The sequence below is a fragment of the Candidatus Marinarcus aquaticus genome (genome assembly GCF_004116335.1).
Classification (GTDB): domain Bacteria; phylum Campylobacterota; class Campylobacteria; order Campylobacterales; family Arcobacteraceae; genus Marinarcus; species Marinarcus aquaticus.
On the sequence record NZ_PDKN01000009.1, the window covers coordinates 81,340 to 108,225 of the forward strand.

The 26,886-nt window shown below is 34.6% G+C and carries 30 protein-coding genes; 23 read left to right on the forward strand and 7 right to left on the reverse strand.

The window, feature by feature from the left end; all coding sequences use genetic code 11:
- From CRV04_RS11260 to mnmE, 10 genes are all read left to right on the forward strand, one after another.
- Positions 1–1,071 (forward strand): ABC transporter substrate-binding protein, encoded by a 1,071-nt coding sequence (locus CRV04_RS11260; RefSeq protein WP_164969159.1) that lies wholly within the window; start codon positions 1–3, stop codon positions 1,069–1,071.
- Positions 1,072–1,076: 5 nt separating this feature from the next.
- Positions 1,077–3,209, forward strand: coding sequence for an ATP-binding protein (locus CRV04_RS11265; protein ID WP_228126547.1), 2,133 nt, complete (start codon positions 1,077–1,079; stop codon positions 3,207–3,209).
- Between the two features lie 75 nt (positions 3,210–3,284).
- A complete protein-coding gene (locus CRV04_RS11270) occupies positions 3,285–5,861 on the forward strand; it encodes an ATP-dependent Clp protease ATP-binding subunit (RefSeq protein WP_128996952.1) in 2,577 nt (858 codons plus the stop codon).
- Positions 5,862–5,882: 21 nt separating this feature from the next.
- Positions 5,883–6,494 carry a PEGA domain-containing protein gene (locus CRV04_RS11275; RefSeq protein ID WP_128996953.1) on the forward strand — a complete coding sequence of 204 codons (612 nt, stop codon included), beginning with the start codon at positions 5,883–5,885 and terminating at the stop codon, positions 6,492–6,494.
- A gap of 95 nt (positions 6,495–6,589) precedes the next feature.
- Positions 6,590–6,724: a 50S ribosomal protein L34 gene (rpmH, locus tag CRV04_RS11280; RefSeq protein ID WP_128996954.1), complete on the forward strand. Its 135-nt coding sequence runs from the start codon at positions 6,590–6,592 to the stop codon at positions 6,722–6,724.
- Positions 6,712–7,047 (forward strand): ribonuclease P protein component, encoded by a 336-nt coding sequence (gene rnpA, locus CRV04_RS13055; RefSeq protein ID WP_128996997.1) that lies wholly within the window; start codon positions 6,712–6,714, stop codon positions 7,045–7,047. The genes rpmH and rnpA overlap by 13 nt, the downstream gene beginning before the upstream one ends.
- Positions 7,044–7,382, forward strand: a complete 339-nt coding sequence (gene yidD / locus CRV04_RS11290) for a membrane protein insertion efficiency factor YidD (protein WP_128996955.1) — start codon at positions 7,044–7,046, stop codon at positions 7,380–7,382. The genes rnpA and yidD overlap by 4 nt, the downstream gene beginning before the upstream one ends.
- Positions 7,369–8,994: a membrane protein insertase YidC gene (gene yidC / locus CRV04_RS11295; RefSeq protein ID WP_128996956.1), complete on the forward strand. Its 1,626-nt coding sequence runs from the start codon at positions 7,369–7,371 to the stop codon at positions 8,992–8,994. Before yidD ends, yidC begins: the two co-directional genes overlap by 14 nt.
- Before the next feature lie 12 nt (positions 8,995–9,006).
- The gene (locus CRV04_RS11300; protein WP_128996957.1) at positions 9,007–9,888 is read left to right on the forward strand and encodes a Jag N-terminal domain-containing protein; all 882 of its coding nucleotides are present in this window, start codon (positions 9,007–9,009) and stop codon (positions 9,886–9,888) included.
- Positions 9,889–9,894: 6 nt separating this feature from the next.
- Complete coding sequence (mnmE, locus tag CRV04_RS11305) at positions 9,895–11,235, forward strand: tRNA uridine-5-carboxymethylaminomethyl(34) synthesis GTPase MnmE (protein WP_128996958.1); 1,341 nt, start codon at positions 9,895–9,897, stop codon at positions 11,233–11,235.
- A 4-nt stretch (positions 11,236–11,239) separates the two neighbouring features.
- Here the strand turns inward: mnmE and CRV04_RS11310 are convergent, their stop codons facing one another.
- A complete protein-coding gene (locus CRV04_RS11310; protein WP_128996959.1) occupies positions 11,240–11,719 on the reverse strand; it encodes a SixA phosphatase family protein in 480 nt (159 codons plus the stop codon).
- Positions 11,720–11,785: 66 nt separating this feature from the next.
- Entirely contained in the window at positions 11,786–12,289 is a 504-nt protein-coding gene (locus tag CRV04_RS11315) for a SixA phosphatase family protein (RefSeq protein ID WP_164969160.1), read from the reverse strand.
- 87 nt (positions 12,290–12,376) lie between these two features.
- Between CRV04_RS11315 and CRV04_RS11320 the strand changes: the two genes are divergently transcribed.
- Together CRV04_RS11320 and htpX are read left to right on the forward strand one after the other, a co-directional pair.
- On the forward strand, positions 12,377–13,288 hold the full coding sequence (locus CRV04_RS11320) for a 5'-nucleotidase (RefSeq protein WP_128996961.1): 912 nt from the start codon (positions 12,377–12,379) through the stop codon (positions 13,286–13,288).
- Positions 13,289–13,337: 49 nt separating this feature from the next.
- Entirely contained in the window at positions 13,338–14,180 is an 843-nt protein-coding gene (gene htpX / locus CRV04_RS11325; protein WP_128996962.1) for a zinc metalloprotease HtpX, read from the forward strand.
- Between the two features lie 9 nt (positions 14,181–14,189).
- Here htpX and CRV04_RS11330 read toward each other — a convergent pair whose 3' ends face one another.
- Positions 14,190–14,783, reverse strand: coding sequence for a DUF134 domain-containing protein (locus CRV04_RS11330; protein WP_128996963.1), 594 nt, complete (start codon positions 14,781–14,783; stop codon positions 14,190–14,192).
- Between the two features lie 240 nt (positions 14,784–15,023).
- Between CRV04_RS11330 and CRV04_RS11335 the strand changes: the two genes are divergently transcribed.
- The gene (locus tag CRV04_RS11335; protein ID WP_128996964.1) at positions 15,024–15,356 is read left to right on the forward strand and encodes a NifB/NifX family molybdenum-iron cluster-binding protein; all 333 of its coding nucleotides are present in this window, start codon (positions 15,024–15,026) and stop codon (positions 15,354–15,356) included.
- A gap of 20 nt (positions 15,357–15,376) precedes the next feature.
- Here CRV04_RS11335 and aroC read toward each other — a convergent pair whose 3' ends face one another.
- The 4 genes from aroC to CRV04_RS11355 are packed head-to-tail and all read right to left on the reverse strand — an operon-like array spanning position 15,377 to position 18,601.
- Entirely contained in the window at positions 15,377–16,450 is a 1,074-nt protein-coding gene (aroC, locus tag CRV04_RS11340) for a chorismate synthase (protein WP_128996965.1), read from the reverse strand.
- The gene (gene rnc, locus CRV04_RS11345) at positions 16,447–17,127 is read right to left on the reverse strand and encodes a ribonuclease III (protein ID WP_128996966.1); all 681 of its coding nucleotides are present in this window, start codon (positions 17,125–17,127) and stop codon (positions 16,447–16,449) included. Before rnc ends, aroC begins: the two co-directional genes overlap by 4 nt.
- Before the next feature lie 15 nt (positions 17,128–17,142).
- A complete protein-coding gene (rnhA, locus tag CRV04_RS11350; protein ID WP_128996967.1) occupies positions 17,143–17,577 on the reverse strand; it encodes a ribonuclease HI in 435 nt (144 codons plus the stop codon).
- Positions 17,552–18,601 carry a tetratricopeptide repeat protein gene (locus CRV04_RS11355; RefSeq protein ID WP_128996968.1) on the reverse strand — a complete coding sequence of 350 codons (1,050 nt, stop codon included), beginning with the start codon at positions 18,599–18,601 and terminating at the stop codon, positions 17,552–17,554. The genes rnhA and CRV04_RS11355 overlap by 26 nt, the downstream gene beginning before the upstream one ends.
- Positions 18,602–18,712: 111 nt before the next feature.
- On the opposite strand from CRV04_RS11355, the gene dnaG reads away from it, so the two are divergent.
- The 10 genes from dnaG to CRV04_RS11405 all read left to right on the forward strand — a co-directional run bounded on the left by dnaG (position 18,713) and on the right by CRV04_RS11405 (position 26,791).
- On the forward strand, positions 18,713–20,350 hold the full coding sequence (dnaG, locus tag CRV04_RS11360) for a DNA primase (RefSeq protein ID WP_128996969.1): 1,638 nt from the start codon (positions 18,713–18,715) through the stop codon (positions 20,348–20,350).
- A 60-nt stretch (positions 20,351–20,410) separates the two neighbouring features.
- Complete coding sequence (locus CRV04_RS11365) at positions 20,411–20,797, forward strand: RidA family protein (RefSeq protein ID WP_128996970.1); 387 nt, start codon at positions 20,411–20,413, stop codon at positions 20,795–20,797.
- A gap of 94 nt (positions 20,798–20,891) precedes the next feature.
- Positions 20,892–21,209 (forward strand): 50S ribosomal protein L21, encoded by a 318-nt coding sequence (gene rplU / locus CRV04_RS11370; protein ID WP_128996971.1) that lies wholly within the window; start codon positions 20,892–20,894, stop codon positions 21,207–21,209.
- 26 nt (positions 21,210–21,235) lie between these two features.
- Positions 21,236–21,490 (forward strand): 50S ribosomal protein L27, encoded by a 255-nt coding sequence (gene rpmA / locus CRV04_RS11375; protein ID WP_128996972.1) that lies wholly within the window; start codon positions 21,236–21,238, stop codon positions 21,488–21,490.
- Between the two features lie 139 nt (positions 21,491–21,629).
- Complete coding sequence (gene obgE, locus CRV04_RS11380) at positions 21,630–22,724, forward strand: GTPase ObgE (protein WP_128996973.1); 1,095 nt, start codon at positions 21,630–21,632, stop codon at positions 22,722–22,724.
- Positions 22,721–23,482, forward strand: coding sequence for a glutamate 5-kinase (gene proB, locus CRV04_RS11385; protein WP_128996974.1), 762 nt, complete (start codon positions 22,721–22,723; stop codon positions 23,480–23,482). Before obgE ends, proB begins: the two co-directional genes overlap by 4 nt.
- A 49-nt stretch (positions 23,483–23,531) precedes the next feature.
- The gene (gene fmt, locus CRV04_RS11390; protein WP_128996975.1) at positions 23,532–24,452 is read left to right on the forward strand and encodes a methionyl-tRNA formyltransferase; all 921 of its coding nucleotides are present in this window, start codon (positions 23,532–23,534) and stop codon (positions 24,450–24,452) included.
- Between the two features lie 62 nt (positions 24,453–24,514).
- Complete coding sequence (locus CRV04_RS11395) at positions 24,515–25,150, forward strand: biotin--[acetyl-CoA-carboxylase] ligase (RefSeq protein ID WP_128996976.1); 636 nt, start codon at positions 24,515–24,517, stop codon at positions 25,148–25,150.
- Positions 25,147–25,926 carry a ParA family protein gene (locus CRV04_RS11400; RefSeq protein ID WP_128996977.1) on the forward strand — a complete coding sequence of 260 codons (780 nt, stop codon included), beginning with the start codon at positions 25,147–25,149 and terminating at the stop codon, positions 25,924–25,926. The genes CRV04_RS11395 and CRV04_RS11400 overlap by 4 nt, the downstream gene beginning before the upstream one ends.
- Positions 25,927–25,930: 4 nt before the next feature.
- Entirely contained in the window at positions 25,931–26,791 is an 861-nt protein-coding gene (locus tag CRV04_RS11405) for a ParB/RepB/Spo0J family partition protein (RefSeq protein WP_128996978.1), read from the forward strand.
- Positions 26,792–26,886: the final 95 nt, after the last annotated feature.

The window sequence follows — 26,886 nt, forward strand, 5'->3', positions numbered from 1 at the left end:
GTGATAATAATTGTAGGAGTCGCAGCTTGGTTCAATCGTCCTCATGAAATCAAAATTGGTTTTGTCGCCGGTTTAAGTGGTAAATACTCTACTTTAGGACACAGCGTATTAAATGGAGTGCGTTTGGCTTTAGAAGAGGTTGATTATAAAGTTGGCAATCAAAACATTCAGCTCATTCAAAAAGACGATCAACAAAATCCCAAAGAAGCACAAAATATTATTCATGAATTTGCAGCCAATGGCGTCAAGCTTATTATTGGGAATACCACCAGTTCTATGACCAAAGAGTCCATAAAAATATTACAAGAATATCCACAACTTTTAATGATCTCTCCCACTGCAAGCAGCAGTGAATTCAGTAATAAAAAAGATAATTTTGTGCGAACACAAGTGGCACACAATACTTCTCGTTTTAACAAACTTTCCTCCTATTTACTAGCTCATGATATTCGAAATTTGTATATGGTGTATGATGAAAAAAATAAATCGTATGTGAACAACTATTTAAACAATTTTGAGGACTCTTTTGTGCAATTGGGTGGTCCTGCTTTAATTGAAGCAAAAAAACTCAGTGAATCATACAGTGCCATTGCTTCAGATATTAAAGAGAAAAATGTTGATGCTGTTGTGGTCATTGCAAACTCCATTGACAGTTCAAAATTCATTCAATATTTACGACTTAATGGTATCAAACAACAAGTGGTGGTTTCAGGGTGGGCCAAAAGTGATGACTTTATTGAAAATGGTGGAAAATATGTTGAAGGTATTATTTTTATTACGGGCTATGATGATAACTCAAAAGACCAAGCCTATGTAGAGTTTGTTCAACGTTATATCAATCGTTATGGTACAAAACCTTCTGTTTTTTCTGCTCAAGCGTATGAAACGATGCAAATCATCTTAGAGGTCATTAACAAAGACAGCAATATTGTAAACCTTAAACAACATTTATTGACTCAAAAAGTGTTTGAGGGTCTTCAAGGAAAAGTTGTATTTGATAAGTTTGGGGATGTTGACCGAGACTATTTTTTAATGACAGTCAAAAATAATCAATTTGTAAAAAAAGAGTAGTGTTGGTGAGAAAAATATCTTTAAAACAGAATATTCTTAATATTTTTATCCTTTTTGTGATGTTTGTTACATTAACCGTGGGTTTTCTTTCGGTTTACTCTTTGTATCAATCAAAACTTAGCACGGCTGAACGCAGTCAACGTCAGGTCTTAATACAAGTGGAACAAGAAGTTGAGAAGTTCTTAAATGAAATAGAACAAAATGCTACGTATATGTTGACCAATTACCAAAGAAGCAGTATGATTATAAAAAGTATTGTGGAACTCAATCCCAATATCTCTTCTGTACTGGTGCTAGATAAAAAGGGACAAATAGAAAACTTCTATACCACTTCAGATGTGAATATCTATAAAGGGTTTGATTACTCGTTAAAACGCTATTTTATAGAAATCTCTCAAGGAGAGCAAAGTTATTGGTCAGATACTTTTTTCTCATTGGTTGATGAAGATCAATCCATCACATATAGCTTTCAAATGCCATTAGATAAAGTCGGAGTTATTTTTGTTAAACTCAATAGTTTGGCTTCCTTTTGTGAACGCTACAAGAACAGTGATGATTCATATATGATTCGACTTTTGGACAGCAAAGGAGTGGTGATATTAAATCAAGATAATCCTGAGATGGTGCATCAGCAGTTCAATATTTTAAACACTAGCGTATTTAAGGACTTGATGTACAAAAACGCTCCTTATGTGATGGGAAAATATAAAGGCATTAATCAAAACAGAAAAAATATGGGAATGTATACCACCATTGAAAAAGTGGATTGGAAAGTTTTAGTGCGTGAAGATTATGATATTTTAATTGGAAGTATCAATGAAATTGTACTGAATATTATTATCATTGCATTGATATTTTTATTGGTTTCAGTATACATTGCTCTTAAAATCGCAAAACGATTGTTTAAACAAATTGACCAATACACAGATAATATTGCACAAATATCCGCAGGAAATTATGCGATTAAGATTCAAGACTCTCCTTATAAAGAGTTTGAAACCTTTACGCAAAGTTTTGAATTGATGCAGCGTGAAATTGAAAAACGGGAAGAGTCTTTAGAAGAGTCTTTGAACAGCTTTAAATCTTTGGTTAATTCAACCATGGAAGCTATTTTGATTCATAAAGATGGTGTTTGCTTGGATGTGAATGATGTGGCAGTTAAACTCTTTAAGTATGATAAAAAAGAGGAGATGGTAGGCAAAGAGTTTCTACATTTTGTGGCACCATCATCTCAAAAAATTGTGCAATATAACATGGAAAAAGAGACCGAACCGTATGAAATAGAGTTTTTAAAAAAAGATGGCAGCAGTTTTATCTCGATAGGGCAAGGCAAATTTTTACATCTGTTTGGGTTGAAGCTTAAAGTCTCTACCGTTATTGATATTTCTGAAATTAAACACAAAGATAAACTGCTCTTTCAACAATCAAAAATGGCCTCCATGGGAGAGATGATTGGAAACATTGCACATCAGTGGCGACAACCATTGAGTGCTATTTCAAGTGCTGCAAGTGGGATGAAGGTACAAAAAGAATTTGGAGTGTTAACCGATGATGAAGTTGAAAGCAGTTTAAACTCTATCATGAAATCCACCCACTATTTATCAAAAACGATTGATGATTTTAGAAACTTTTTTAAATCGGATAAAGCCAAAACCACTTTTGATGTGACCAAAGTAACAGACAATGTCATTTCCCTGTTGGCTTCGAGTTTTAAAAATTATGATATAAAGGTGCTCAAAGAGTATGATGAATCTTTGGAAATTTTAGGTTATGAAAACGAACTCACACAAGCGATTATTAATATCTTTAACAATGCAAAAGATGCATTGTTAGAATTACCTAGAGATAAAAAACGTTTGATTATGATTAAAGTTCGTCGCATCAAAACAGACCAAATCATCATTACAGTTCATGACAGTGCAGGGGGAATCCCTAAAAATATCATGCCATCAATTTTTGACCCATATTTTACAACCAAGTATAAACAGCAAGGTACGGGAATAGGGCTTTACATGACACATCAAATTATTGTCTCACATATGAAAGGGAAAATAGTCGCAGAAAACAGTATGTTTACCTATGAAAATGAACAGCATTATGGGGCAAAATTCACTATTGAATTGAGTGTTAAAAAATAAAATTCTTAAATTACTTGACAATAATTCACTCAACTTGCTATAATTATTTAGCAATTAAATACTAGGAGTGCTAATATGAATAAGATTTTTGAAAAACTGACCAATCAACTCGCCGAAACAATAGAGTCTTCTGTTGCTTTGGCACTGCATAATAAAAACCAAGAAGTGGAGTTTGTCCACATTATCTGGGCACTGTTAACCAATACCAATTCTGTTTTAAATCAAGTGTTCAATAAAATGAATCAAGATAAAACAGCCATTGAGTTGGATGTTAAAAGTTATGCCTCAAAACTGCCACAAGTATCAAGTGTAACCAAAGACAATATCAAAGTAGGGCGAGCCGTTGTGGATGCTTTACAAAAAGCAGAGGGCTTGATGTCAAGCAGTGGGGATAAATATATTGCCATAGATACTTTTATCCTAGCAAACTTAGACAATAAACTCTTTAAAGAGGTGATTTCTAAGTATGTGGATATGAACGAGTTTAAAAAGACCATTGAATCCATTCGTGGTGGGGCTAAAATAGAGAGCCAAAGTGGTGATGATGTGTTAGACTCATTGGCGAAATATGGAATTGATTTAAATAAAAAAGCCATTGATGGTGAACTTGACCCTGTGATTGGTCGAGATGAAGAGGTGCAACGAATGATGCAAATTCTCATTCGTAAAACCAAAAATAATCCTATTTTGCTGGGAGAACCAGGTGTGGGTAAAACAGCCATCGTTGAAGGTTTAGCGCAACGAATTGTAGCCCGTGAAGTGCCAACAAGTCTTCAAAATAAAAAGGTGATTACACTTGATATGAGTGCACTTATTGCAGGAGCCAAATATCGAGGTGAGTTTGAAGACCGACTAAAAGCTGTGATTGATGAAGTAAAAAAAGCAGGAAATATTATTCTTTTCATTGATGAGATTCACACCATCGTAGGTGCTGGTGCCAGTGAAGGAAGCATGGATGCAGCCAATATCTTAAAACCAGCTCTTGCACGTGGTGAGTTGCATACCATTGGAGCAACGACACTTAAAGAGTACAGAAAGTATTTTGAAAAAGATGCGGCACTTCAAAGACGATTCCAACCAGTTTCAGTAGATGAACCAACCGTCAATGAAGCCATACATATCTTAAGAGGATTAAAAGAGCGATTAGAAACGCACCACAATATTACAATCAATGACAGTGCTTTAGTAGCTGCTGCTAAACTCTCTGAAAGATATATTGGGGACCGATTTTTGCCGGATAAAGCAATTGACTTAATTGATGAAGCCTCAGCTGAGCTTAAAATGCAAATTGAGAGTGAACCCGTAGTGCTTTCAACCGTTAAAAGAGAGATTGCCACACTCAATGTTGAAAAACAAGCATTGTTAATGGAAGATAAAAAGAAAAACAAAGCCAGAATTGAAGAGATAGAGAAAGAGTTGGCCAATTTAGGTGAGAAAAAAAGAGGACTTGAAACACAGTTTGAGACTGAAAAAGAGACCTTTAATGCAGCTTCAAGTATCAAAGCTAAAATAGAAGAGCTACGAAACAAAGCAGCCATTGCCAAACGAGAGTCAAAATTTGATGAAGCAGCCAAAATAGAATATGGAGATATTCCAGAATTGGAAGCTAAAATCAAAGAGAATGAAAACAAATGGGCCATGATGGTTGAAAATGGAACACTTTTAAGAAACAGTGTGGATGAAGACTCGATTGCAGCCATTGTAAGTAAATGGACAGGAATTCCAGTCAATAAAATGCTTTCAAGTGAGAAAGAGCGTATTTTAAAAGTACAAGAGGTACTTAAAGAGGATGTGGTAGGGCAAGATGAAGCGATCAAAGCGATCAGTCGAGCCATTAAACGAAACAAAGCAGGGTTAAGTCAAGAGAATCGTCCAATTGGATCGTTTATGTTCTTAGGACCAACAGGTGTGGGAAAAACACAAAGTGCAAAAACGTTGGCAAAATTTTTGTTTGATGATGAAAAATCACTCATACGTTTTGATATGAGTGAATATATGGAGAAACACTCAGTCAGCCGTCTTATAGGTGCAGCTCCTGGGTATGTGGGATATGATGAGGGTGGACAGTTAACTGAAGCTGTGCGAAGAAAACCGTACAGTGTAATTTTATTTGATGAGATTGAAAAAGCGCATCCTGATGTGTTTAATATCTTACTGCAAGTATTAGATGATGGACGATTAACCGATAACAAGGGAGTGACGATTGATTTTAAAAACACCATTATTATCTTAACATCAAACATTGGTAGTGCTAAAATCATTGAAATTTCAGATAAAGAGCAACGACGAGCTGAAGTGATGAATGAAATCAAGGGGTACTTTAAACCAGAATTTTTAAACCGACTAGATGACATCGTGATTTTTGAACAACTGGGATTGGATGCCATTACCAATATTGTGGATATTATGTTTGATGATATCAAACGAAAAGTGGCACAAAAAGAGATTACGATTTCACTCACTCAAAGTGCCAAAGAGTACATTGCCCAAGTCGGATTTGACCCTGTATTTGGTGCACGACCTCTGAAAAGAGCGTTGTACGAAGTAGTAGAGGATAAATTAGCCGATTTAATTTTAGAAGATAAAATTAAAGAAGGAAATGATGTCAAGTTTGATATAATAAACGGTGAAATTCAAGCGCAGATTTCGTAATTCGCATTTTAAAGGTTTTTGATGAAGTATTTGGTCGCTCTTTTTTTAACGTTCACGGCACTTTTTTCTACAAGTATTCATGAAGGAGAGTATGCCTTAGAGAACAGAGAGTATTCTAAAGCGTACGAAGTGTTTATGGAAGTCATACAAGATGCGGCCAATGCAAAATATAATCTGGGTTATATGTATGAATTGGGCTTGGGTGTTCCCAGAGATTTTAATAAAGCCATTCGACTTTATAAATTGGCCGCTGCCAGTGGAAGTGTAAAAGCACAAGTGGTTTTAGGCAATATTTACTTCAATGGAATTGGTGTCAAACAAGACATCGATTTGGCCATTCATTGGTTTGAGTTGGCCAACTCTCAAGGGGACAAAAAAGCTAAATTAGCACTCAGACAGATTGATGAAATCAAAGACAACATGGCAGAATTAACCATTAGAAGTAACATACAAGACAACGAAGTCTATATCAATGGAAAATACAGAGGAACAGGAGCTTTAACCATTAAAATACCTGCAGGCAATCAACTTAATATTTTGGTGCGGAAAGAGGGTTATAAACCCTTTTCTTATGAATTAGCACTTAAAAAAAGAGAGAAAAAAACGATTCAAGCAAACTTGGTAAGAGGTTAAAGATAAATCTTGAAAAGAAGCTTAATATAATTAAATCTTAAGCTTAGTTTAACTATAATCCGCAACTTAATTTGTAAAAAGAGGACATAAAGACAATGAAAAGAACATATCAACCGCACAACACGCCTAGAAAAAGAACACACGGTTTCAGAGTAAGAATGAAGACTAAAAGTGGTCGAAAAGTGATCAGTGCTAGAAGAGCTAAAGGTAGAAAGAGATTAGCTGTTTAAGTAAACAACACAGACTTAACAGTAAAAAAGATTTTAACGAACTTTATAAGTCTGGTAAAAAGTGGCACACTGATTCCTTTGTCGCTTTTTATAAACCTGCCCAAGAGACATACGCTGCATTTGTAACATCGAAACGAGTCGGTAATGCAGTTCATCGAAACAGAGCACGACGACGTCTACGTGCTCTGTTTTTATCTTATGAAAACAAAACACTCACTGGAAAATATATCTTTGTTGCAAAAGATAAAATACATGAAAATGATTTTGCAAAACTTAAAAAAGATTTTCAATTCGCATTTAAACGATTAGAGTTACTGAAATGAGAACGCTTTTAAAACTTTTGATTAAGTTTTATCAACGATTTATCTCCCCGCTTACTCCAGGAAGTTGTAGATACTACCCAACATGTTCAGAATATGCCATTTGGCAGTGTGAAAATAATAGTATATTTAAGGCGATTTATTTTACAATAACACGCATATTAAAATGTAACCAGCTTTTTATAGGTGGTTGCGATTACCCTGTAATCAAATATAAATGTAAACAGAATATTGTCTTTAAAAAAATAGCTGTAAAGTATTGGTACGTGCCAATCAATAAAGATGATTTTTACGTAATAAAAAATTGGGAGTATAAAAAGAAGAATGAGTCCAAATAATAATAATCAAGGTATGCAAAAACGAATGCTCGTCATGACATTGGTCGTTTTTGCATTTTTTTTAGCATATGAGTTTTTAGTATTAAAGCCACAACAAGAGGCAAAAGCAAAAGAGCAAGCACAACAAACACAACAAGCTCAACAAGTGACAAGTAACCAAGCTCCAAGTATAGCAAATGAGATGAACCAAGCACCACAAATGGTTCAAGGTGATGTAAATACAAACAGTGTAAATGTTGCTCCAGCGTTGGGATTAGCTCCTAAAAATGTTGCTGCAACCGTTACAACGAATAAAAGTAAATATGAAATTGATAATTTAGGTCGAATTGCTCAAGTAACACTTTTAGAGACAAAGTATGTCAATGAAGATCAAAAACAGATTCAACTGTTTGATTTAAATCAGTTACGACCTTTAGAAGTTCGATTTTCTGATGCGAATATCAATGAAGAAGCATTTAAAACCAATGTGGTTGCAAGTCAAGCTTCTGTTGATGCAACTCAAAATAAACAAGAATTGGTTTTAACACAAACTCTTTCATCTGTAGTTGTAACAAAAACATTAACATTTTATCCTGATGGACACTATGATGTAAATGTCAAAACTTCTACACCACAAACATTTTTCTTAACTACAGGATTCAGACCAAATGTATTGGTTGATATGTATGCAGACCATGGTGCACTTTTAAAGCTCAACGATGGAACACTCACCACTTTTCTTGATGGTGATATGGAAAAAACAGAGAGTTTAACGGGTGTTAAATTTGCTTCAGCATTTGATCGATACTATACAAGTGTGTTGTATAACTTTGATAAAAGCATGTCTGTTTCTGTAATGAAAGATGGAAACAAAGACCCACAAATGTTTATTCACGGTAATGGTGATTTAACCGTAAGTGGATACGCAGGACCAAAAGAGCATATTTTACTGCATAAATTAAACCCAGAACTTGTTGATGTAATTGAGTATGGGTTCTTTACATTCTTAGCTAAACCAATGTTTGTATTTTTACAATTCTTACAAACATATATTGGGAACTGGGGATGGACAATTGTTGCATTGACAATCATTATTAAACTGATTTTATTCCCATTATCGTATAAAGGTATGGTTTCTATGCAAAAGCTTAAAGAGCTTGCGCCAAAAATCAAAGATCTTCAAACCAAATATAAAGATGATAAACAACGACAATCTGCAGCAATGATGGAATTGTATAAAAAACATGGTGCAAATCCAATGGGTGGATGTCTCCCATTGATTTTACAAATTCCAGTATTCTTTGCTATTTACCGTGTGTTATTGAACTCAATTGAGTTAAAAGGGGCAGAGTGGATTTTCTGGATTCACGATTTAGCTGAAATGGATCCATATTTTGTATTACCAATTTTAATGGGTGCATCAATGTTCTTACAACAAAAGTTAACACCAAATACACTTCAAGATGAGATGCAAAAGAAAATTTTCCAATTTTTACCAGTAGTATTTACATTCTTTTTCTTGTGGTTCCCAGCTGGATTAACTCTGTACTGGTTTATCAATAACGTATTTACTATAGGGCAACAATACTATATTAATTCAGTCTTTGAAAAACAAAAAGCCATTAAAAAATAGTAGGATATTATTATGAAAAAGTTTGAAGCAACGTGTTTAGAAGAAGCTTATGAACTGGCGACTAATGAATTTAATTGTTCTATAACTGATTTAAAAATTGATATTATTCAACAATCCAGTAAAGGGTTTTTAGGTTTTGGACGAAAAACAGCCATTATTATGGCTGTTCCAAGGCGTGGCGCCCATCACCATAATCGACGAAGAGAACCAAAATATCGAAAAAATTGTATTAAAATAGAAGAAGTATCGAAAAAAATTGCTGAAAACTGTAAAGATGAGCACAGCGAAGAGTGCCAAAAAGCAAAACGTGAACTTGAAAAATACAAATCTACTCCCAAACTCAAAGAAAAAGACTCTATTTTTGATAACTTCTACACTGAATGTAATGAAAAATTTGATGAAAAATCAAACAAACTTTTTATTAAAAGAGACCAACAAGAGATCATCGATGAAATCAAAAAAGATGTCAATATGTTGTTTGGACAAACCTGTTTTTTGCTTGATGAAATCAAAGTGGATTTTTATGATGAAGAGACGGTATACATTGAGTTTACAGGTGAAGACTCTGCTTTACTTATAGGTAAAGAAGGATACCGATACAAAGCCTTATCCTATATTCTGTTTAACTGGATCAATGAAAAGTATGGATTGATGCTTCGATTAGAGATTGCTGAGTTCTTGAAAAATCAAGAAGAGGCGATTCATAACTATTTAGAACCAGTGATTGAGAACATCAAACAAAATGGTTCGTATAAAACAAAACCACTTGATGGTATATTAGTGCATATTGCACTTAAACGACTTCGAGAAGAGTTCCCTGATAAGTATGTGGCAGTGAAAACCAATCAAAGAGGCGATAAGTACGTGCTTGTCAATGAGTATAAAGCAAAGTAAATTTTTATGAGCTTTGATGATACGATTGTAGCCATTGCTACAGCAAATGCCATTGGTTCTATCTCTATTGTAAGAGTAAGTGGGAAGGATGCCCTTAACATTGCTCTTGCACTTTCAAAACGAAAAGAATTAACTCCCCGATACGCAACACTGAACACACTGTATGATTCCAAAAATGAAGTTTTGGATGAGGCTTTGATTTTGTATTTTAAAAATCCTTTTTCATTTACAGGCGAAGATATTGTAGAGTTTCAATGTCATGGTGGTTTGGCCATTTCAAGTCTGGTTGTGGATGAAGTGATTAAACAAGGTGCCAGATTAGCTGAACCAGGTGAGTTCTCAAAACGTGCATTTTTAAATGGAAAGATTGATTTAACCAAAGCAGAAGCCATAGCTAAAATCATTGAAGCCAGAAGTGAAGATGCGGTTAAGCTTTTAGCCAAACAGCTCAAAGGTGAGTTGGTCGAATTTGTTGAATCTATTCGAGAAGATTTACTTTTTATGTTGGCATATACGGAAGTAAATATTGATTATGCTGAAGAGGATCTGCCTGAAGATATCTTCTTACAGATTGAGCAAAAACTTCAAAAAATCATGGAAAAACTGCATGACACCCTTAATGCCAGCAGACGACGTGAAGGTTTAATTGAAGGCTTTAAAGTGGCCATCATTGGAAAACCCAATGTAGGAAAATCTTCACTTTTAAATAAGCTTTTAAACTTTGATAGAGCCATTATTTCTGATATTGCAGGGACAACTCGAGACACCATTGAAGAGAGTGTAAAAATTGGTACACACCTTATTAAGATTGTAGACACTGCAGGTATTCGAGAAGCAAGTGATGTGATTGAAAAAATTGGTATTGAAAAATCTTTAGAAGCTGTCAATGAAGCCGATATTATCATTGCACTGTTTGATAACTCAAAAAAAGTGGATGCTGAAGATAAAAAGATACTTGAACTTTTAGAGAGTATCACAGATAAAGAGGTTATAACTGTATTGAATAAAGTTGATTTAGATGCACAGTTTGATAAAAGTGTTCTTTTTTCTCATATTGAACTGAGCACCAAACAAAGTATCAATCCATTGGTTCAAGCATTGGAAAAACTTTTGGATAATAACTCATCAACTGAAGGAATGACACTTATATCTAAACGACAAGTAAGTGCAGTTGAAGAGACCTTAGGGTATATTCTTCAAGCAAACATGCCTTTACAAACAGGTGAATTGGAATTCTTTGCGCATCATATTAATGAGGCGTTACAACACATCTCAAATATCACTCGACCGTATCAACACGATGAGATGTTGGATGTGATGTTTGGCTCATTTTGTTTAGGGAAATAAAACTTTAATTAACCTCTTCAAGCCAAATAAGATGCGCATTCTCTTTGGCAATATTGATCCAAGAATCCGTGTGAAATTCTATTTTAAGTACACTGCCTGGTTTGACTTCATCTTTGTGTCCCACCAATGTCAAAACTAAAGCGGTCAATGAAGGGTTGTGTCCAATTAAAAGCAGTTCATTAACCGTATCAAACGTATAGGTGATGGTCTCTATGAGTTCATTTAAAAAGGCTTGATACAGTACTTCATTGTACATGATGGTTTTATTGTACTTAAGCTCTAAAGCCATAATCTCAGCGGTTGTTCGTGTTCTGTTAGCAGGACTTGCGACAATTAAATCAGGTTGAATATTCATTTGACGAAGTCTCTCACCCATTTCATGGGTTTGTTCAATTCCATGCTCTGAGAGTTTTAAATCAAAATTATCTTCTTTTACATTAGATGTAGATTTTTGCGGATGGCGCATTATATATAGTGTTTTCATCAAAGCAATTCCGTCATTAAAAAATTATTTCTAATCAAATTGTAAAGATATTTTGCTTTTAACTAACTAAAAATAATCGAAAAAATCATTATATTGTTTAGGAAAATAAAAATTGACCTTTTTCGCACACTCTTGCGTTACATTTTCCCACAATTGCGTATGAAATTGTATATGCACAATGCCACACGTAGGAATATTTTCTTGATGTTGTACTAATTCATATGCTAATGCATTGAGTTCAGGGTTGTGTCCAATTAAAAACACTTTTTTGTGTGATGGAGAGATCTGTTTAATCATGGTGTACAGATCATGCATTGAAGCTTCATAAATCAAAGGGTCAAAATGAATGTTGGATACTTTTAAGGTTTTACAAAAAGGTTTGGACGTGGCTTTTGCCCTTTTAGCAGGAGAACACAGAATCATATCGGGGATAGCTGCTTTTTTTAAAAGCTTTTCAGACATAAATAAAGCAGAGTATTTTCCTCTTTTATTCAGTGGACGTTCAAAATCATCAAGGGTGAGATCTTTCCACGATGATTTCGCATGACGTATTAAAAACAGTTCGAGCATCATCACTCCTTTTAAAGGATATTCTCAAACTATATTTTATTATTTTTTAGTATAATTGTAAAATTTTCCTATAATTTGGAGTATGTCGTGGGGTACGATTTAGATAAAAAACTGGTGATAGCCATCTCATCTCGGGCACTGTTTAATTTAGAAGAAGAGAATAAAATTTTTGAAAAAAGTGGCTTGGATGAATACTATAAGTATCAAATAGAGCATGAAGAAGAGACCTTGAAAAAAGGTACGGGTTTTAGATTGGTTAAAAACCTTTTAAAAATCAATGAAGATTTTCCTGAAAAACAAGTTGAAGTAATCATTGTTTCACGTAATAATGCTGCAACCAGTCTGCGTATTACAAAATCGATTGACCAATACAAGCTTGATATTCAACGTTCAGCTTGGTCGGGTGGAAATAACATCAGTAAATATTTGAAACCATTTAAAGTGGATCTTTTTTTATCGGCCAATGAAAACGATGTGCAAGATGCCATTAATATGGGAGTAGCAGCTGCAAGAATTTTGCCTTTTGATAATGCCATTGATGTGGAAAGCAATCAAGTGCGAATTGCATTTGATGGAGATGCAGTACTCTTCTCTGAAGACTCAGAGATAGTCTATAAAACACAAGGTTTAGAAGCCTTTTTAGAGTTTGAGCTTCAGCACGCCAGTGACCCGCTTAAAGCAGGACCTTTTGCAAAACTGTTGCGCGTTATTTCAAATATTCAAAGTAAATATCCTGAAGAGAAAACACCCATACGAACGGCACTTATTACGGCGCGTAATTCTCCTGCACATGAAAGGGTCATACGTACGTTGAATGCTTGGAATGTACGTTTGGATGAAGCATTCTTTTTAGGTGGTGTGGATAAATATGAGGTAGTCAATGCTTTTGGTGCAGACATTTTCTTTGATGACCAAGATGTGCATTTAGAGACCACTTCAAAAACTTCACCCAGTGCAAAAGTTCCTTATAAAAGTGAATCAATTTTAAATAGAATTTAATGATAGTTAGTCAATAATGCTATTTTAAACTACTAAAAGGAAAGATACAATGGAACAAGTTAAAACGGTTATTTTATTAACATTTTTAACCGTATTGTTTGTGTTTGTGGGTGCTTATGTTGGTGGAGCCAACGGTGCATTGATTGCCTTTTTACTTGCAGGTGGAATGAATTTTTACGCCTATTACTATTCTGATAAACATGTTTTAGCACATTATAATGCCGTTGAAGTACAAGATTCACACCATATGGTGTATAAAATTGTAAAAGAGTTGGTCTATAAATCGGGACTGCCAATGCCTAAAATCTATATTATCCCTGATAATGTGCCCAATGCATTTGCAACAGGAAGAAACCATGAAAATGCTGCAGTTGCTGTGACACAAGGTTTATTGAACCTGCTCAATGAAAAAGAGATAGAAGGCGTTATTGCTCACGAACTTTCACATATCAAACACTATGATATATTAATAGGAACCATTGCAGCAACTTTTGCAGGTGCGATTGCAATGATTGCAAATTTTTTGCAATTTTCAGCAATTTTTGGTGACAGTCGAAGAGGCATCCATCCTGTGGTGATGATTCTTTTAGCAATTATTTTACCACTGGCTGCTGGGATTATTCAAATGACCGTGAGTCGAAGCAGAGAGTATCTTGCAGATGAAGGAGCAGCACGTATGACAGGAAACCCTGCTGGACTTCAAAGCGCGTTAGGAAAACTCGAACAGTACGCTAAAAGAGGGGAAGTCAGAAACGCAACCGAACAAACGGCTCATATGTTTATTATCAATCCATTCAGTGGACATGAAACAAAGTTTTCTGATCTGTTTAGAACACATCCTACGACACAAGACAGAATTGCACGATTAGAAGAGTTAAAGCACGAACTTTAACTCTTCTACCTACTTAAATATATCTACGACTTTATCAATATTAATGGTGTTGTTATCTTTAATAATAGGATAAATCCCTTTTGCAATGAGCGCATTTTTAAGCGTAACCCCTAATTTATCAGTGATAAAATAGTTCACCTCTTGCTCTTGAAAAAGCTTAGGAAAGAGTTGTGAAGGTTTTTTTTCTCTTGGAAATGCAGGGTTTTTAATGAGCATTTGTGAGGTGAGTTTATAATCTTGAATATGAAAGATAAAAATATACTCTGAATATAAACTGATGTCATTGAGCTCAGTTTTACTTGAAGAGCACACTGCTACTGAGAAATCATTTTTCACTTCATGGATTTTAATGTTATAACCATTGATTAATGCCATTGCAACTTTACGTCGTGCATTTTTAATGATTCGAGAAAAGGTAGCACGAGAGACATTCATTTTTTTGGCGGCATCCTCTTGATACATGTTCTCGATACTCATAAGTTGAATGGCTTCAATCTCTTCATGAAGAAGTACGATGGTTTCGGCTGGTTCAATATCTTTTGGACCAAAATATTTACTCTGTAAAGTTAAGGTTAATTCTCGTTGTACTTTTTCTCTTGCCATGCTTATCTTTTTTTTGCGAATTTTAGCATAAATTAAAAAATTTGGCAAATTTTATATTGACATATGTTCATTAATTTGTTAAAATTCTAACATATGTTCAAATAGATTGAATGATTCGCACATATGTTCAAAAGTAATTACTCCTAATAATTATTAATACATCTGGCTCCCTTGTTGAATGAATCTCCAGTCTGTTTGGACTATATAATTTGAATAACATTGTTTAAATAAGGACAACAAATGAGAATTGTATTTCCTACTAAAGATAATATGAGTTATATTTCACACAGTGCAAGCAGTATTGAAGAGGCTGAGTTTTTGACTGTTTTGGATGTAAGTGATAATGATATTGTTGGTGTTGAAACCCTGAAAAATCAAAAGTTTGCAAACAATGAAGCGTTTGTGAATGAGTTTAAAGAGAATAATTTTGATGCGATCATCGTGCCAAAAACGAATGCACTGCCACTTGAAGATTTAAAAAATGCAGGTATTTGTGTCTATAACGACGAAGATTCTCAAGTAATTTTAAATGCTTTTTCTGATTATATGAATCAAAAGTTAGCATTGGCATAAAAGCAAGTTTGACTTGCTTTTTAGCTGTATATTCTTTTGACGTGTTTGATTTGACTTCCCATATTTAATAACAACATATCTGCTAAAACTAAAGCCATCATTGATTCCGCAACCACGCTTCCTCTAATAGCTACACATGGGTCATGTCGACCTTTTAATGCACAATTTACTTCTTGATTATGTGTATCAAGGGTTTGTTGTTTAATAAAAATAGAAGGCGTAGGTTTAAAATAGACTTTAACATTGATGTCATCCCCATTTGAAATTCCTCCTAAAATACCACCACTGTTGTTGGTTTTAAAACCATTCAGAGTGATTTGGTCATTATTTTGACTCCCTTTGAGTGAAGAAGAACCAAACCCTTCTCCAATTTCCACTGCTTTAACGGCATTGATACTCATCATGGCATTGGCAATTTGTGCATCGAGTTTATGGTAAAGGGGTTCTCCCAATCCTACAGGCGTATTTTTAACATTGATTAAGGCAACGCCGCCCACACTGTCGTGTTGTTTTTTTGCATTTATGATTGCCTCTTTTTGTGTCTCTTCTACTTCTGCGTCCAAAGCATAGATTTCTGAGCTTTTAGCAAATTTAAAATCAATATTTTTTGATTCGATGCCATCAATGGCACAAATACCACTTTGTACAACCACTCCCAGTTCTTTGAGCATCAGTTTGGCAACAGCACCTGCAGCTACTCTGGCAGCTGTTTCTCTGGCACTGCTTCGTCCACCACCACGATAATCTCTGACACCATATTTATTAAAATAGGTAAAGTCTGCATGTCCTGGTCTGAAAAGATCTTTGATGTTGGAGTAGTCTTTGCTTTTTTGGTTCTCATTGAAAATCACCATGGCTATGGATGTTCCTGTAGTTACCCCTTCAAAAACACCACTCAAAATCTCAATCTTGTCCCCTTCATTTCGTGCGGTTGCAAATTCGTTTTGTCCTGGTTTTCTTCGGTTCATTTCACTTTGAATAAACTCTTCATCAAACTTAATGCCAGCAGGAACACCATCTACAATGCAGCCCAATGCTTTTCCATGACTCTCACCAAAGGTTGTAAATCTAAATCGTTCACCAAATGTATTCATCTTTTTTTGCCTTTTATTGTATCTAATGCTATTTTTGCAACGGCTTGTTGTGCCAATTTTTTACTCTTACCTTTCGCACATCCGTAAGTCTCTCCATTGATCCAAATAGAGACTTCAAACTCTTTTTGATGATCTGGTCCATACGATTTTTCAAGCTTATATTCAGGGATTGAACCAAATTCTGCTTGTGTAATCTCTTGAAGAGCTGTTTTATAATCACTGAAAAGTACATCTAAGTTGATTTTATCGTAGCTTTTTTCTAATAAATTAAGCATGATGGGTTTTAGTACCTCTAAGCCAGACTCTAAATAAATGGCACCCATAATGGCTTCAAAAGCATCTGAGAGAATTGAGGCTTTATGTCTTCCTTTGTTTCTCTCTTCTGCAACAGAGATATAAATGAAACTTCCTAAATCAATCTCTTTAGCCAACTTTGTAAAACCTGTTTCATTGACCAATGAAGCTCTGATTTTAGAGAGTTCTCCTTCATTTGATTTTGGGAACTTACTATAAAGGTACTCTCCTACAATTAAGTTTAAAACCGCATCTCCTAAAAACTCTAAACGCTCATTGTTATAAGGTTTCTTAAAACTTTTGTGCGTAAGTGCTTCGATTATCAGGTTCTTATCTTTAAACTGATAATCCAAACACTTCTCTAATTTTGAGTAATCGCTCATTCTTTTTTTCCTTTGTTATTTTAATTTTTCAGCTTGGGTTCGTGCAAGTATATCACAACGTTCATTCTCTTCATGACCAGCATGACCTTTGACCCATTGGGCCGTAATGGTGTGAGGTTTTGAAACTTCAAGATATTCTTGCCATAACTCTACATTTTTTACAGGTTTTTTTGCGGCTGTTTTAAAACCATTTCTCACCCAACCTGCAAGCCATTCATTAATCGCTTGCACCACATATTTAGAGTCACTTATGATGTGGACTTTACAAGGTTCTTTTAATCGTTTTAGACCCTCAATAACACCAGTGAGTTCCATTTGATTGTTGGTGGTCATGGGGTTTCCCCCGCTGAACTCTTTGATATGTCCATTGTACTCTAAAAGAGTACCCCAACCACCTGGTCCTGGGTTACCTAAGCTGGAACCATCACTGTAAAGATTGATTTGCTTCAATAACTCTCCTTGTTAATTCGGGTTCAATTTTAAACGTTAAAATATTATGACAGTGCGGACACCGCGATTCATAAATAGGGTGGATACTTTTGCACTTCGTACAGATAAACTCAAAATTCAAATCAATTTTAAATTGACTTTTAGCTTTTCTTGACATGATGATGACATCCAATTCAAAAACAGAACTGTTTTGAACTTCATTGATGTACCCTTTTGCCGTGTAGAGTTCTTGTAGTATCGCAATTTGTCCTACTGCATCAAAATCAATATCATCAAAATTCAAATACCACAACAGATCCAATATTTTGGAGATATCAAAATGGTGTATGTTTTTCCAAAAAAGTGTTTTATTAAACTGTAACAAGTATTGCACAACAAGACGTTCAATGATTCGGTTCATTTTAAACAGTACCAAGAGTTGATTCGACTTTTTGTCAAATGAAATCAAGGGGTCGTTTAAAAGTTTGAGTGTTCCAATATAGATATTCTCTCTTACAACATCAACATCGAGTTCCTCTAAAGATTCAATCACTTCAGAAGCTTTTTCAAACTCTTTGAGTTTTTCATAGATTAAAAGCAAGTGTGTTAACGCTTCTTTGTTTCTTGGAGAGAACTTTAAAATTTTAAGAAAAATCTCCTTACTTCGTTGTAAGAATCCTCCTTTAAAATAGGTCTTTCCTAAAAGCTCTAAAAGCTCCTCTTTTTTAACTCTTTCGGTTACATGCTCAAGCAGAGCCAAATAAACCCCAATGGCTTTATTGTAATCTCCTTTATGCAAAAAAGTCGATGCCAATAAAATAATGGAATCAAAAGGCAAGTTATAAGTGGTATACAGATGAACATAATCATCCTCTTTTAAATTTCCCAATTCAAATCGTTGCAGCAGTTTTCGATACTCTGCTCGCGATTTTTTCTCTTTATACAGACCAAAAGAGTAGGTTAAAAATGAGATAACAAAAATAAGAGTGAAGAATATAATGACACCAAATAAAGGGTCTCTATACTCTAAAACAAGTCCGTCCACTCGTTTGACCTTTCATATAAAATTGGGATATATTAGCATAAAAGTTCATAGAAAATAATAAATTTGTCCCATTGGTGGTTTCTAAAGAGTATTAAAGGTATAATACGCGTCATGATTACAAAAGATTCAATTGAAAATTTAAAAAACCATTTAGATGTTGTTGATGTGATATCTCAATTTATTGAGATAAAAAAATCTGGAGCAAACTTTAAGGCGTGTTGCCCTTTCCATGGAGAAAAAACTCCCTCTTTTGTAATAAGTCCTGCAAAACAGATCTACCACTGCTTTGGATGCGGAGTAGGTGGAGATTCTATTAAGTTTGTCATGGAGTATGAGAAACTCTCTTACCCTGAAGCGATTGAAAAACTCGCTTCCATGTATAATGTTTCATTGAATTATGACAATAATAACCAACAAAAACAGGACACAAAAGTACTTGAAGAGGTCAATAAGTATTATCAAAAATTGTTTATCTCACATGAACCTTCAAAAGAGTACATCAAAAGCAGAGGCATCTCTGAATTTTCAATTGAGAAGTTTGAAATTGGTTATGCTCCAAGTTCTGCGCAAACTTTACAGTTTTTAAATCAAAACTTTTTAAACCTAGGGGATGCCAAAGAGTTAGGTGTCATAGATACAGGTACCAATGGATTGTATGCCAGATTTATTGAACGTATTACGTTTCCTATTTATGCACTCAATGGAAGAATTGTGGGATTTGGTGGACGAACCATCACAGGGCATAATGCTAAATATGTCAACTCTCCACAAACCAAACTCTTTAATAAATCACGACTTTTATACGGATACAATTTGGCCAAAGAGCACATCTACAAGAAAAAAGAGATTATCATCACTGAAGGGTACTTGGATGTGATTATGCTGCACCAAGCAGGTTTTGAAAATGCTGTAGCAACACTGGGAACCGCACTCACACAAGACCACCTTCCCTTATTAAGACGAGGTGAGCCCAAAGTCATTGTGGCGTATGATGGTGACAGTGCAGGGCTAACAGCAGCATATAAAGCTTCTGTAATGCTTTCACATGGGAATTTTGAAGGGGGTGTGGTCATTTTTGGAAATGGGATGGACCCAGCAGACATGGTTAAAGATAAACGAATCAATGAACTCAATCAAATTTTTGCGAATCCAAAACCTTTTATCCCTTACGTGATTGATTATATTGTGTCCAAATATGATATTCGCGATCCACAAAATAAACAAAAAGCACTTTTAGAAGTCAATGAGTATTTAAAAACACTGAATCCTATTTTTCAAGATGAGTATAAACGGTATGTGGCTTCACGACTTAATATCAATGAAAGGTTGATTAAAGTACAAGCTCAAACCAGACAAGAAAGCCGAAATGTGCAGTTTTCTAAAGTGGATATTTTAGAGTTGAGTATCATTAAATCCATTGCCGATAACCCAACACGACTTGAAATGGTCTTAGACAGCATTGATGCAAGCATGTTTGAGTTTCATAAAGAGGAGTTTGAACTGCTTTTAAATGATCCTCAAAACCCAAGATTAACAGGGATTTTACTCAATGAGCAAATCAAAATATATGACGATGCACAGCTTGAAAAAGAGTTGCGTTTTATACTTATAAAATTTTATGAAAAACGTCTTTCACAAGTGAAGTATGAGACTCATTTGGAACACAATGAAAAAAAAGTATTGATTTTTAAAATCAGAGATAATATTGCACAACTGAGAAAAGGGAAATTAATCTCATATAACTTATAAATTAATTGATTCAATAATTTATTTGTTGTACAATAAGCAATATTTTTTTAGGAGAATTTTATGGAAATTATTTCAACACAGAATGCACCAGCAGCAATTGGGCCATATTCACAAGCCATTAAGTTAAACAATCTTATTTTCACTTCAGGTCAAATTCCATTAACACCAAGTGGTGAGTTGGTGGACAGAGATATTAAACGACAAACACGACAAGTATTAACAAACTTACAAAATGTATTAGAAGAAGCAGGATCATCATTGAATGATGTGATTAAAGTAACCATTTTTTTAGAAGACATGAATGACTTTGGTGTGGTTAATGTGATTTATGCAGAATATTTTGGTGAACATAAACCAGCACGAAGTACCGTTGCAGTAAAAACATTACCCAAAAATGTACTCGTAGAGATGGATGTGATTGCACAAGCACCTAATTTTGTTAATTAAAGTTTGGCTTAAAGAAAGTTTAAACTAATTTAAGATATTATTCGCTTCACAAAAAATCAAAGCAAGAACAGAATAGATAACCTAAGGATATAAAATGTACGCAATTATCAAATGTGGTGGAAAGCAATACAAAGTTACAGAAGGTGATATCATTGATATTGATTACACTGGAAAAGCTGCAAAAGAAACACTTGAAATTACTGATGTATTAGCTGTTAACAACGGTGAATTAAAGTGTGGTGATGCTGTTTCATCTGCAAAAGTAGAAGCAGAAGTAGTACTTGATGGTACTGGTGTAAATAGAGATAAGAAAGTTATCATTTACAAAAAAAGAAGAAGAAAAGATTCTAAATTGAAAAAAGGTTTCAGAAAAAGCTTTACAAAAATTAGAATTACTAAAATCGCTGCATAAGCGCAATAACTTTAAGGAGATAAGATATGGCTCACAAGAAAGGTCAAGGTAGTACACAGAATAACAGAGACTCAGCTGGTAAAAGACTTGGAGTTAAAAAATATGGTGGTGAAGTTGTAAGAGCTGGAAACATCATCATTCGACAAAGAGGAACAAAAATCCACGTTGGTGAAAACGTTGGAATTGGTAAAGACCATACAATCTATGCTTTAATTGACGGTACAGTTAAATTTGAAGTAAAAGATAAAAACAGAAAAAAAGTTTCAGTTTACGCATCATAAGTAAAACGGAAATAAGTTCTTAAAAGGGTGTATGGCATGGTTTTGCCTGCACCCTTTTTTTAATTATAAAAAAGCAGTGAACAGTGAAAAGTCAACAAATAATCTTGATTTTTCACTTTTCACTCAAACGGAGGTTTAAGTGTTTATAGACAGTGTAAAATTTACAGTAGTTTCAGGAAAAGGGGGACAAGGATGTGCCTCTTTCAGACGTGAAAAATTTGTTGTTAAAGGTGGACCAGATGGTGGTGATGGTGGAAAAGGTGGAGATATTGCTTTTATCGTTGACAGCAACACCGATACGCTTTCATGGTTCAAAGGTCGAAGAGTTATAAAAGCTGAAAATGGGAAACAAGGTATGGGACGAAACATGACGGGTAAGTCTGCACCTGCTTTGGTTCTTCCTGTACCTCCTGGAACACAAGTAATTGATGCAGAATCAGGTGAAGTACTGCTTGATTTACTTATTGAAGGAGAGCAAGTTACATTTTTAGAGGGTGGAAAAGGTGGATTAGGAAATGTTCACTTTAAAAACTCAAGAAATCAACGACCTACTTACTTTCAACCGGGACTTCCAGGACAAAGTAAAGAGATTCGACTTGAGCTTAAACTGATTGCAGATGTGGGATTGGTGGGGTATCCAAATGTAGGAAAGTCAACATTGATTTCAACCGTATCAAACGCATCACCAGAGATTGCAAACTATGAGTTTACAACACTCACACCAAAATTGGGTGTCGTAGAAGTAGGGGATTACAACTCATTTGTAATGGCCGATATTCCTGGTATTATTGATGGTGCAAGTGATGGAAAAGGACTGGGATTAGAGTTCTTAAAACATATTGAGAGAACCAAAACTTTGCTCTTTATGATTGATGTTGCAAACTATCGAACCATTGTGGATCAATTTGCAGTATTAAAAGAGGAAGTGAAGAAGTTCTCAATGGAGCTTAGTGGACGAAATTTTGCCATTGCATTGACAAAAATTGATGCGTATTATGGAGAAGATTTAGAAGCCGATATTTTGAACTTCATTAAAGAGCTTGGTTTAGAGTCAAGTGTTTCAAATGAGTTTGGATTTGATAAGAGTCTTCCATATTATGTTCAAGATGATACCTTTACACGATTTGATGGAACAAAACCATACTTCATCTTACCGTTGTCATCGGTAACTCACCTGAACACCAAATCAATTTCGTATGCGTTATATGAACTTATAGGAAAAACTAAAAAATGAAACGAGTGGTCTTAAAAGTTGGAAGTGCTGTTTTAACTCAAGATGGGAAATTGGCACTTGCACGATTACAAAATTTAGTGGATTTGATTGCTTTATTAAAACAAAAAGATATAGAAGTAATATTGGTCAGTTCAGGAGCTGTTGCAGCTGGGTTTACTTCTTTACAACTGGATAAAAAATCTGTTACAAACCGACAAGCTTTAGCTGCCATTGGGCAACCATTGTTGATGAAGCATTATAAGTCCCGATTTAAAGAGCATGGTATTACGTGTGCTCAGATGCTTTTAATTGCAGATGATTTTGATTCACGAAAACGAACAGCGTTTGCTAAAGGGGCTATTGAAGTACTGCTTCAAAACAAAGTCTTACCAATTATCAATGAAAACGATGTAACAGCAACTGATGAGCTTCTTTTTGGAGACAATGATCAACTAGCAGCTCATGTAACATACTACTTTGAAGCAAACATGTTGGCTATTTTAACCGATATTGATGGATACTACAACAAAAATCCACATCAATATGATGATGCGGTATTAGAGAAGTTTATAAGTTCTATTAATGATACCATGTTAGAAGGTGAACACAATCCAAATACAGAGTTTGCTACAGGTGGTATTGTCACCAAACTCAAAGCAGCTGATTTTTTATTGAAAAGAGATGTTCCAATGTATTTAAGCAGTGGTTTTGATTTGACTTATGCAAAAGAGTTTTTAGTCAATAATAACCATATTGGCGGAACACTCTTTAAAAAGTAAAATAAAAATGAACATTCTCTTTTAAATGAGAGATGATAAAAGGATAACAATGAGTAAACGTATACTGTTTATGGGAACACCCGATTATGCAACAACGATTTTTGATGCATTGATCAACTCTTCGTATGAAATAGTAGGACTGTTTACTCAACCCGATAAACCTGTGGGACGAAAACAGGTTTTAACGCCTCCTCATATTAAGCAGTACTGTTTAGATAATACTTTAAACCTTCCTATTTACCAACCTTTAAAACTTCGACACAATGATGAGGCTTTAACGCAAATTAAGGCATTAAAACCAGATTTTATTATTGTTGCAGCCTATGGACAGATTTTGCCTAAAAGCATTTTGGATGTCGCTCCATGTATCAACTTGCATGCATCATTGCTTCCAAAATACAGAGGGGCCAGTCCCATACAAGAAGCACTTTTAAATGATGATGCATTTACAGGTGTGACATCAATGCTCATGGAAGAGGGGCTTGATACGGGAGATATTTTAGGATGGCAATATCTTAAAATCACACCTAGTATGGATGTCATCGAAGCATTTAATGAGTTATCAAAAATAGCGGCACAATTGACATTGAATACCTTAGATAAGTATGAAACTATTGCACCTAAAAAGCAAGATGATACACAAAGTTCATTATGTAAAAAAATCAAAAAAGAGTATGGATGTGTTGATTTTACTCATGCAAAAAAATTGGTGTTAAGGTATAAAGCTTACTCTTTTTGGCCGGGGATTTTCTTAGAATCAGGCCTAAAACTCAAAGAGGTTTCTTTGGTTGAGGAGCACTCACATCATCAAGAAGGGATTATTTTAGAGATTCTTGAAGATGGAATTATCATTGGTTGTGCTCAAGGTTCAATCAAAGTAAAAACATTGCAAGCTCCATCAAAGAAACCTCTGGCTGCAACAGAGTATCTTAAAGGTGCACGGCTCTCAATAAAAGAGTTCATAAAATAAAAATTATTTTAAATTTTCAATTAATTTCAAATATTAATCTTTAATCCAGTATAATGGTTGTCATGAAGATTGTGTTATTAGATGAGATTGACTCTACTCATACGTATTTGAAAAATGAAATATGCAAAAATGGTTTTACAGCACCTCTATGTGTTGCAACCACACTGCAAACGAATGGCATTGGAAGTAGAGGAAACAGTTGGATCGGTCAAAAGGGGAATCTCTTTTTCTCTTTCGTGCTCAAACAAGAGCATCTGCCTGATGATTTACCTTTGCAATCTGCATCTATATACTTCTCATTTGTATTGAAACTGGTGTTGCAAGAGCAGGGCTCAAACATATGGTTAAAATGGCCCAATGATTTTTATATTGAAGATAAAAAAATTGGTGGTACCATCACTTCAGTAGCAAAAGATTTAATCTATTGTGGCATAGGATTGAATCTGCTTCATGTCGGTGATGAGTTTGGATGTTTAGACATTAAAATGTCACCTGAATCGATATTAAACGCGTATTTCTTGAAATTAAATAAGATGCTTCTATGGAAGGAAATTTTTAGTCAGTTTAAGATAGAATTTCAAAAAAGCAGATTTTTTAAAGCGACCATAGATAATGAAAAAGTTTCATTAGAAAACGCGACTTTAAACGATGATGGTTCAGTAAGTATTCGTAACGAAAAGGTGTTTAGTTTAAGATGACAACAGAAATAATTGCAATCGCAAATCAAAAAGGTGGAGTTGGTAAAACAACCACCGCAGTGAATTTAAGTGCCGCATTGGCACTTGAAGGAAAAAGAGTTTTATTGATTGATGCAGACCCACAAGCCAATGCTACAACGTCATTGGGATTTCAACGAGATACATATGAATATAATATTTATCATGTGATGCTTGGAACAAAAGAGTTAAATGAGATTCTTTTGGACAGTGAAATTGAGAATTTAAAAGTCGCACCATCTAATATAGGTCTTGTTGGAATTGAAAAAGAGTTCTATAAAAATACAACCGAGCGGGAATTGATTTTAAAACGCAAGATTGATCCTATAAAAAAAGATTTTGATTATATCATTATTGATTCACCTCCCGCTCTTGGACCAATCACAATCAACACGTTAAGTGCATCAAGTTCGGTACTTATTCCTATTCAGTGTGAATTCTTTGCACTAGAAGGGTTAGCACAACTACTTAATACCATCAAACTTGTAAAACAGACCATCAATCGACAATTACAAATTTGTGGATTTTTGCCTACAATGTACAGTGAGCAAAACAACCTTTCAAAACAGGTTTTTGCAGATTTGGCACAACATTTTGAGAACAAACTCTTTAAAGTAGATGAACACTCATATGTGGTGATTCCAAGAAACATTAAACTGGCAGAATCGCCAAGTTTTGGTAAACCCATTATGTTATATGATAACAAAGCAATAGGTACAAAAGCCTATACAAATTTAGCGAAAGCAATAGCAGGATAAGAATATGGCATTAGGAAGAGGACTTAGCGAATTATTGGGGGAAGTTGAGACTGCATATGGTCGTTCAACAACAGAAGACAGTTCAAAACATATTGTTGAAATTGATGTTGAAACGATTCAAGCCAATCCCAACCAACCACGAAAAATCTTTGATGAAGAGAAACTCAAAGAGTTAAGTGAATCTATCCAAAAGCACGGATTATTACAACCTGTTACTGTTATTGAAGACAACAAAGGTGGGTACACTCTTGTAGCAGGTGAAAGACGTTTACGAGCACATAAACTAGCAGGTCTTCCAACCATTAAAGCCATTGTTACAAATTTGGAAGATTTACAACTTCGTGAGTTTGCCCTTATTGAAAACATTCAAAGAGATGATCTGAATATCATTGAGTTGGCATACTCATATGCACAACTTATTAATGAACACAATTTAACACACGAGGATCTTTCTAAACGTGTGTTTAAAAGCAGAACGTCTATTACTAATACGCTTCGATTACTTCAATTAAGCTCGTATGTACAACAGTTCTTAGCCAATGGAAAACTAAGCGCCGGTCATGCAAAAGTGATGCTTGGATTAACCGATGATGAGCAAAAACTGGTGGCTGATTCAATCATTGGTCAAAAACTCTCTGTGCGAGAGACTGAAAAGCTCATCAAAGAGTTAAAAAATCCTACCATTAAAGAGGAAAAAAAGTCTAAAAAATCTGTAAAATATGACTTAAACTCTTTAGAAAATATTATTAAAAATCTACAATCTGACGATCTGAAAGTCAAAGTGGATAATAAATTCTTCAAAATAGAAATCACCTCTCAAGAGGACATTGAGAAGATTTCTAAACACTTTGGTAACACTTTATAAATTTTATTAACATTATTTCTTCATTTAAACTTCTATTATACATATTTTTGTTAGAATTGTGCAGTTTTAGTCAAACTAAACTGTAAAAAATATGG

What these genes read in the sequence shown, in the direction of transcription:
- CRV04_RS11270 (WP_128996952.1), top strand. Translation starts at nt 3,285, where the DNA reads ATGAATAAGATTTTTGAAAAACTGACCAATCAACTCGCCGAAACAATA.
- CRV04_RS11275 (WP_128996953.1), top strand. Translation starts at nt 5,883, where the DNA reads ATGAAGTATTTGGTCGCTCTTTTTTTAACGTTCACGGCACTTTTTTCT.
- rpmH (WP_128996954.1), top strand. Translation starts at nt 6,590, where the DNA reads ATGAAAAGAACATATCAACCGCACAACACGCCTAGAAAAAGAACACAC.
- yidD (WP_128996955.1), top strand. Translation starts at nt 7,044, where the DNA reads ATGAGAACGCTTTTAAAACTTTTGATTAAGTTTTATCAACGATTTATC.
- yidC (WP_128996956.1), top strand. Translation starts at nt 7,369, where the DNA reads ATGAGTCCAAATAATAATAATCAAGGTATGCAAAAACGAATGCTCGTC.
- CRV04_RS11300 (WP_128996957.1), top strand. Translation starts at nt 9,007, where the DNA reads ATGAAAAAGTTTGAAGCAACGTGTTTAGAAGAAGCTTATGAACTGGCG.
- mnmE (WP_128996958.1), top strand. Translation starts at nt 9,895, where the DNA reads ATGAGCTTTGATGATACGATTGTAGCCATTGCTACAGCAAATGCCATT.
- CRV04_RS11310 (WP_128996959.1), bottom strand. Translation starts at nt 11,719, where the DNA reads ATGAAAACACTATATATAATGCGCCATCCGCAAAAATCTACATCTAAT.
- CRV04_RS11315 (WP_164969160.1), bottom strand. Translation starts at nt 12,289, where the DNA reads ATGCTCGAACTGTTTTTAATACGTCATGCGAAATCATCGTGGAAAGAT.
- htpX (WP_128996962.1), top strand. Translation starts at nt 13,338, where the DNA reads ATGGAACAAGTTAAAACGGTTATTTTATTAACATTTTTAACCGTATTG.
- CRV04_RS11330 (WP_128996963.1), bottom strand. Translation starts at nt 14,783, where the DNA reads ATGGCAAGAGAAAAAGTACAACGAGAATTAACCTTAACTTTACAGAGT.
- CRV04_RS11335 (WP_128996964.1), top strand. Translation starts at nt 15,024, where the DNA reads ATGAGAATTGTATTTCCTACTAAAGATAATATGAGTTATATTTCACAC.
- aroC (WP_128996965.1), bottom strand. Translation starts at nt 16,450, where the DNA reads ATGAATACATTTGGTGAACGATTTAGATTTACAACCTTTGGTGAGAGT.
- rnc (WP_128996966.1), bottom strand. Translation starts at nt 17,127, where the DNA reads ATGAGCGATTACTCAAAATTAGAGAAGTGTTTGGATTATCAGTTTAAA.
- dnaG (WP_128996969.1), top strand. Translation starts at nt 18,713, where the DNA reads ATGATTACAAAAGATTCAATTGAAAATTTAAAAAACCATTTAGATGTT.
- CRV04_RS11365 (WP_128996970.1), top strand. Translation starts at nt 20,411, where the DNA reads ATGGAAATTATTTCAACACAGAATGCACCAGCAGCAATTGGGCCATAT.
- rplU (WP_128996971.1), top strand. Translation starts at nt 20,892, where the DNA reads ATGTACGCAATTATCAAATGTGGTGGAAAGCAATACAAAGTTACAGAA.
- rpmA (WP_128996972.1), top strand. Translation starts at nt 21,236, where the DNA reads ATGGCTCACAAGAAAGGTCAAGGTAGTACACAGAATAACAGAGACTCA.
- proB (WP_128996974.1), top strand. Translation starts at nt 22,721, where the DNA reads ATGAAACGAGTGGTCTTAAAAGTTGGAAGTGCTGTTTTAACTCAAGAT.
- fmt (WP_128996975.1), top strand. Translation starts at nt 23,532, where the DNA reads ATGAGTAAACGTATACTGTTTATGGGAACACCCGATTATGCAACAACG.
- CRV04_RS11395 (WP_128996976.1), top strand. Translation starts at nt 24,515, where the DNA reads ATGAAGATTGTGTTATTAGATGAGATTGACTCTACTCATACGTATTTG.
- CRV04_RS11400 (WP_128996977.1), top strand. Translation starts at nt 25,147, where the DNA reads ATGACAACAGAAATAATTGCAATCGCAAATCAAAAAGGTGGAGTTGGT.
- CRV04_RS11405 (WP_128996978.1), top strand. Translation starts at nt 25,931, where the DNA reads ATGGCATTAGGAAGAGGACTTAGCGAATTATTGGGGGAAGTTGAGACT.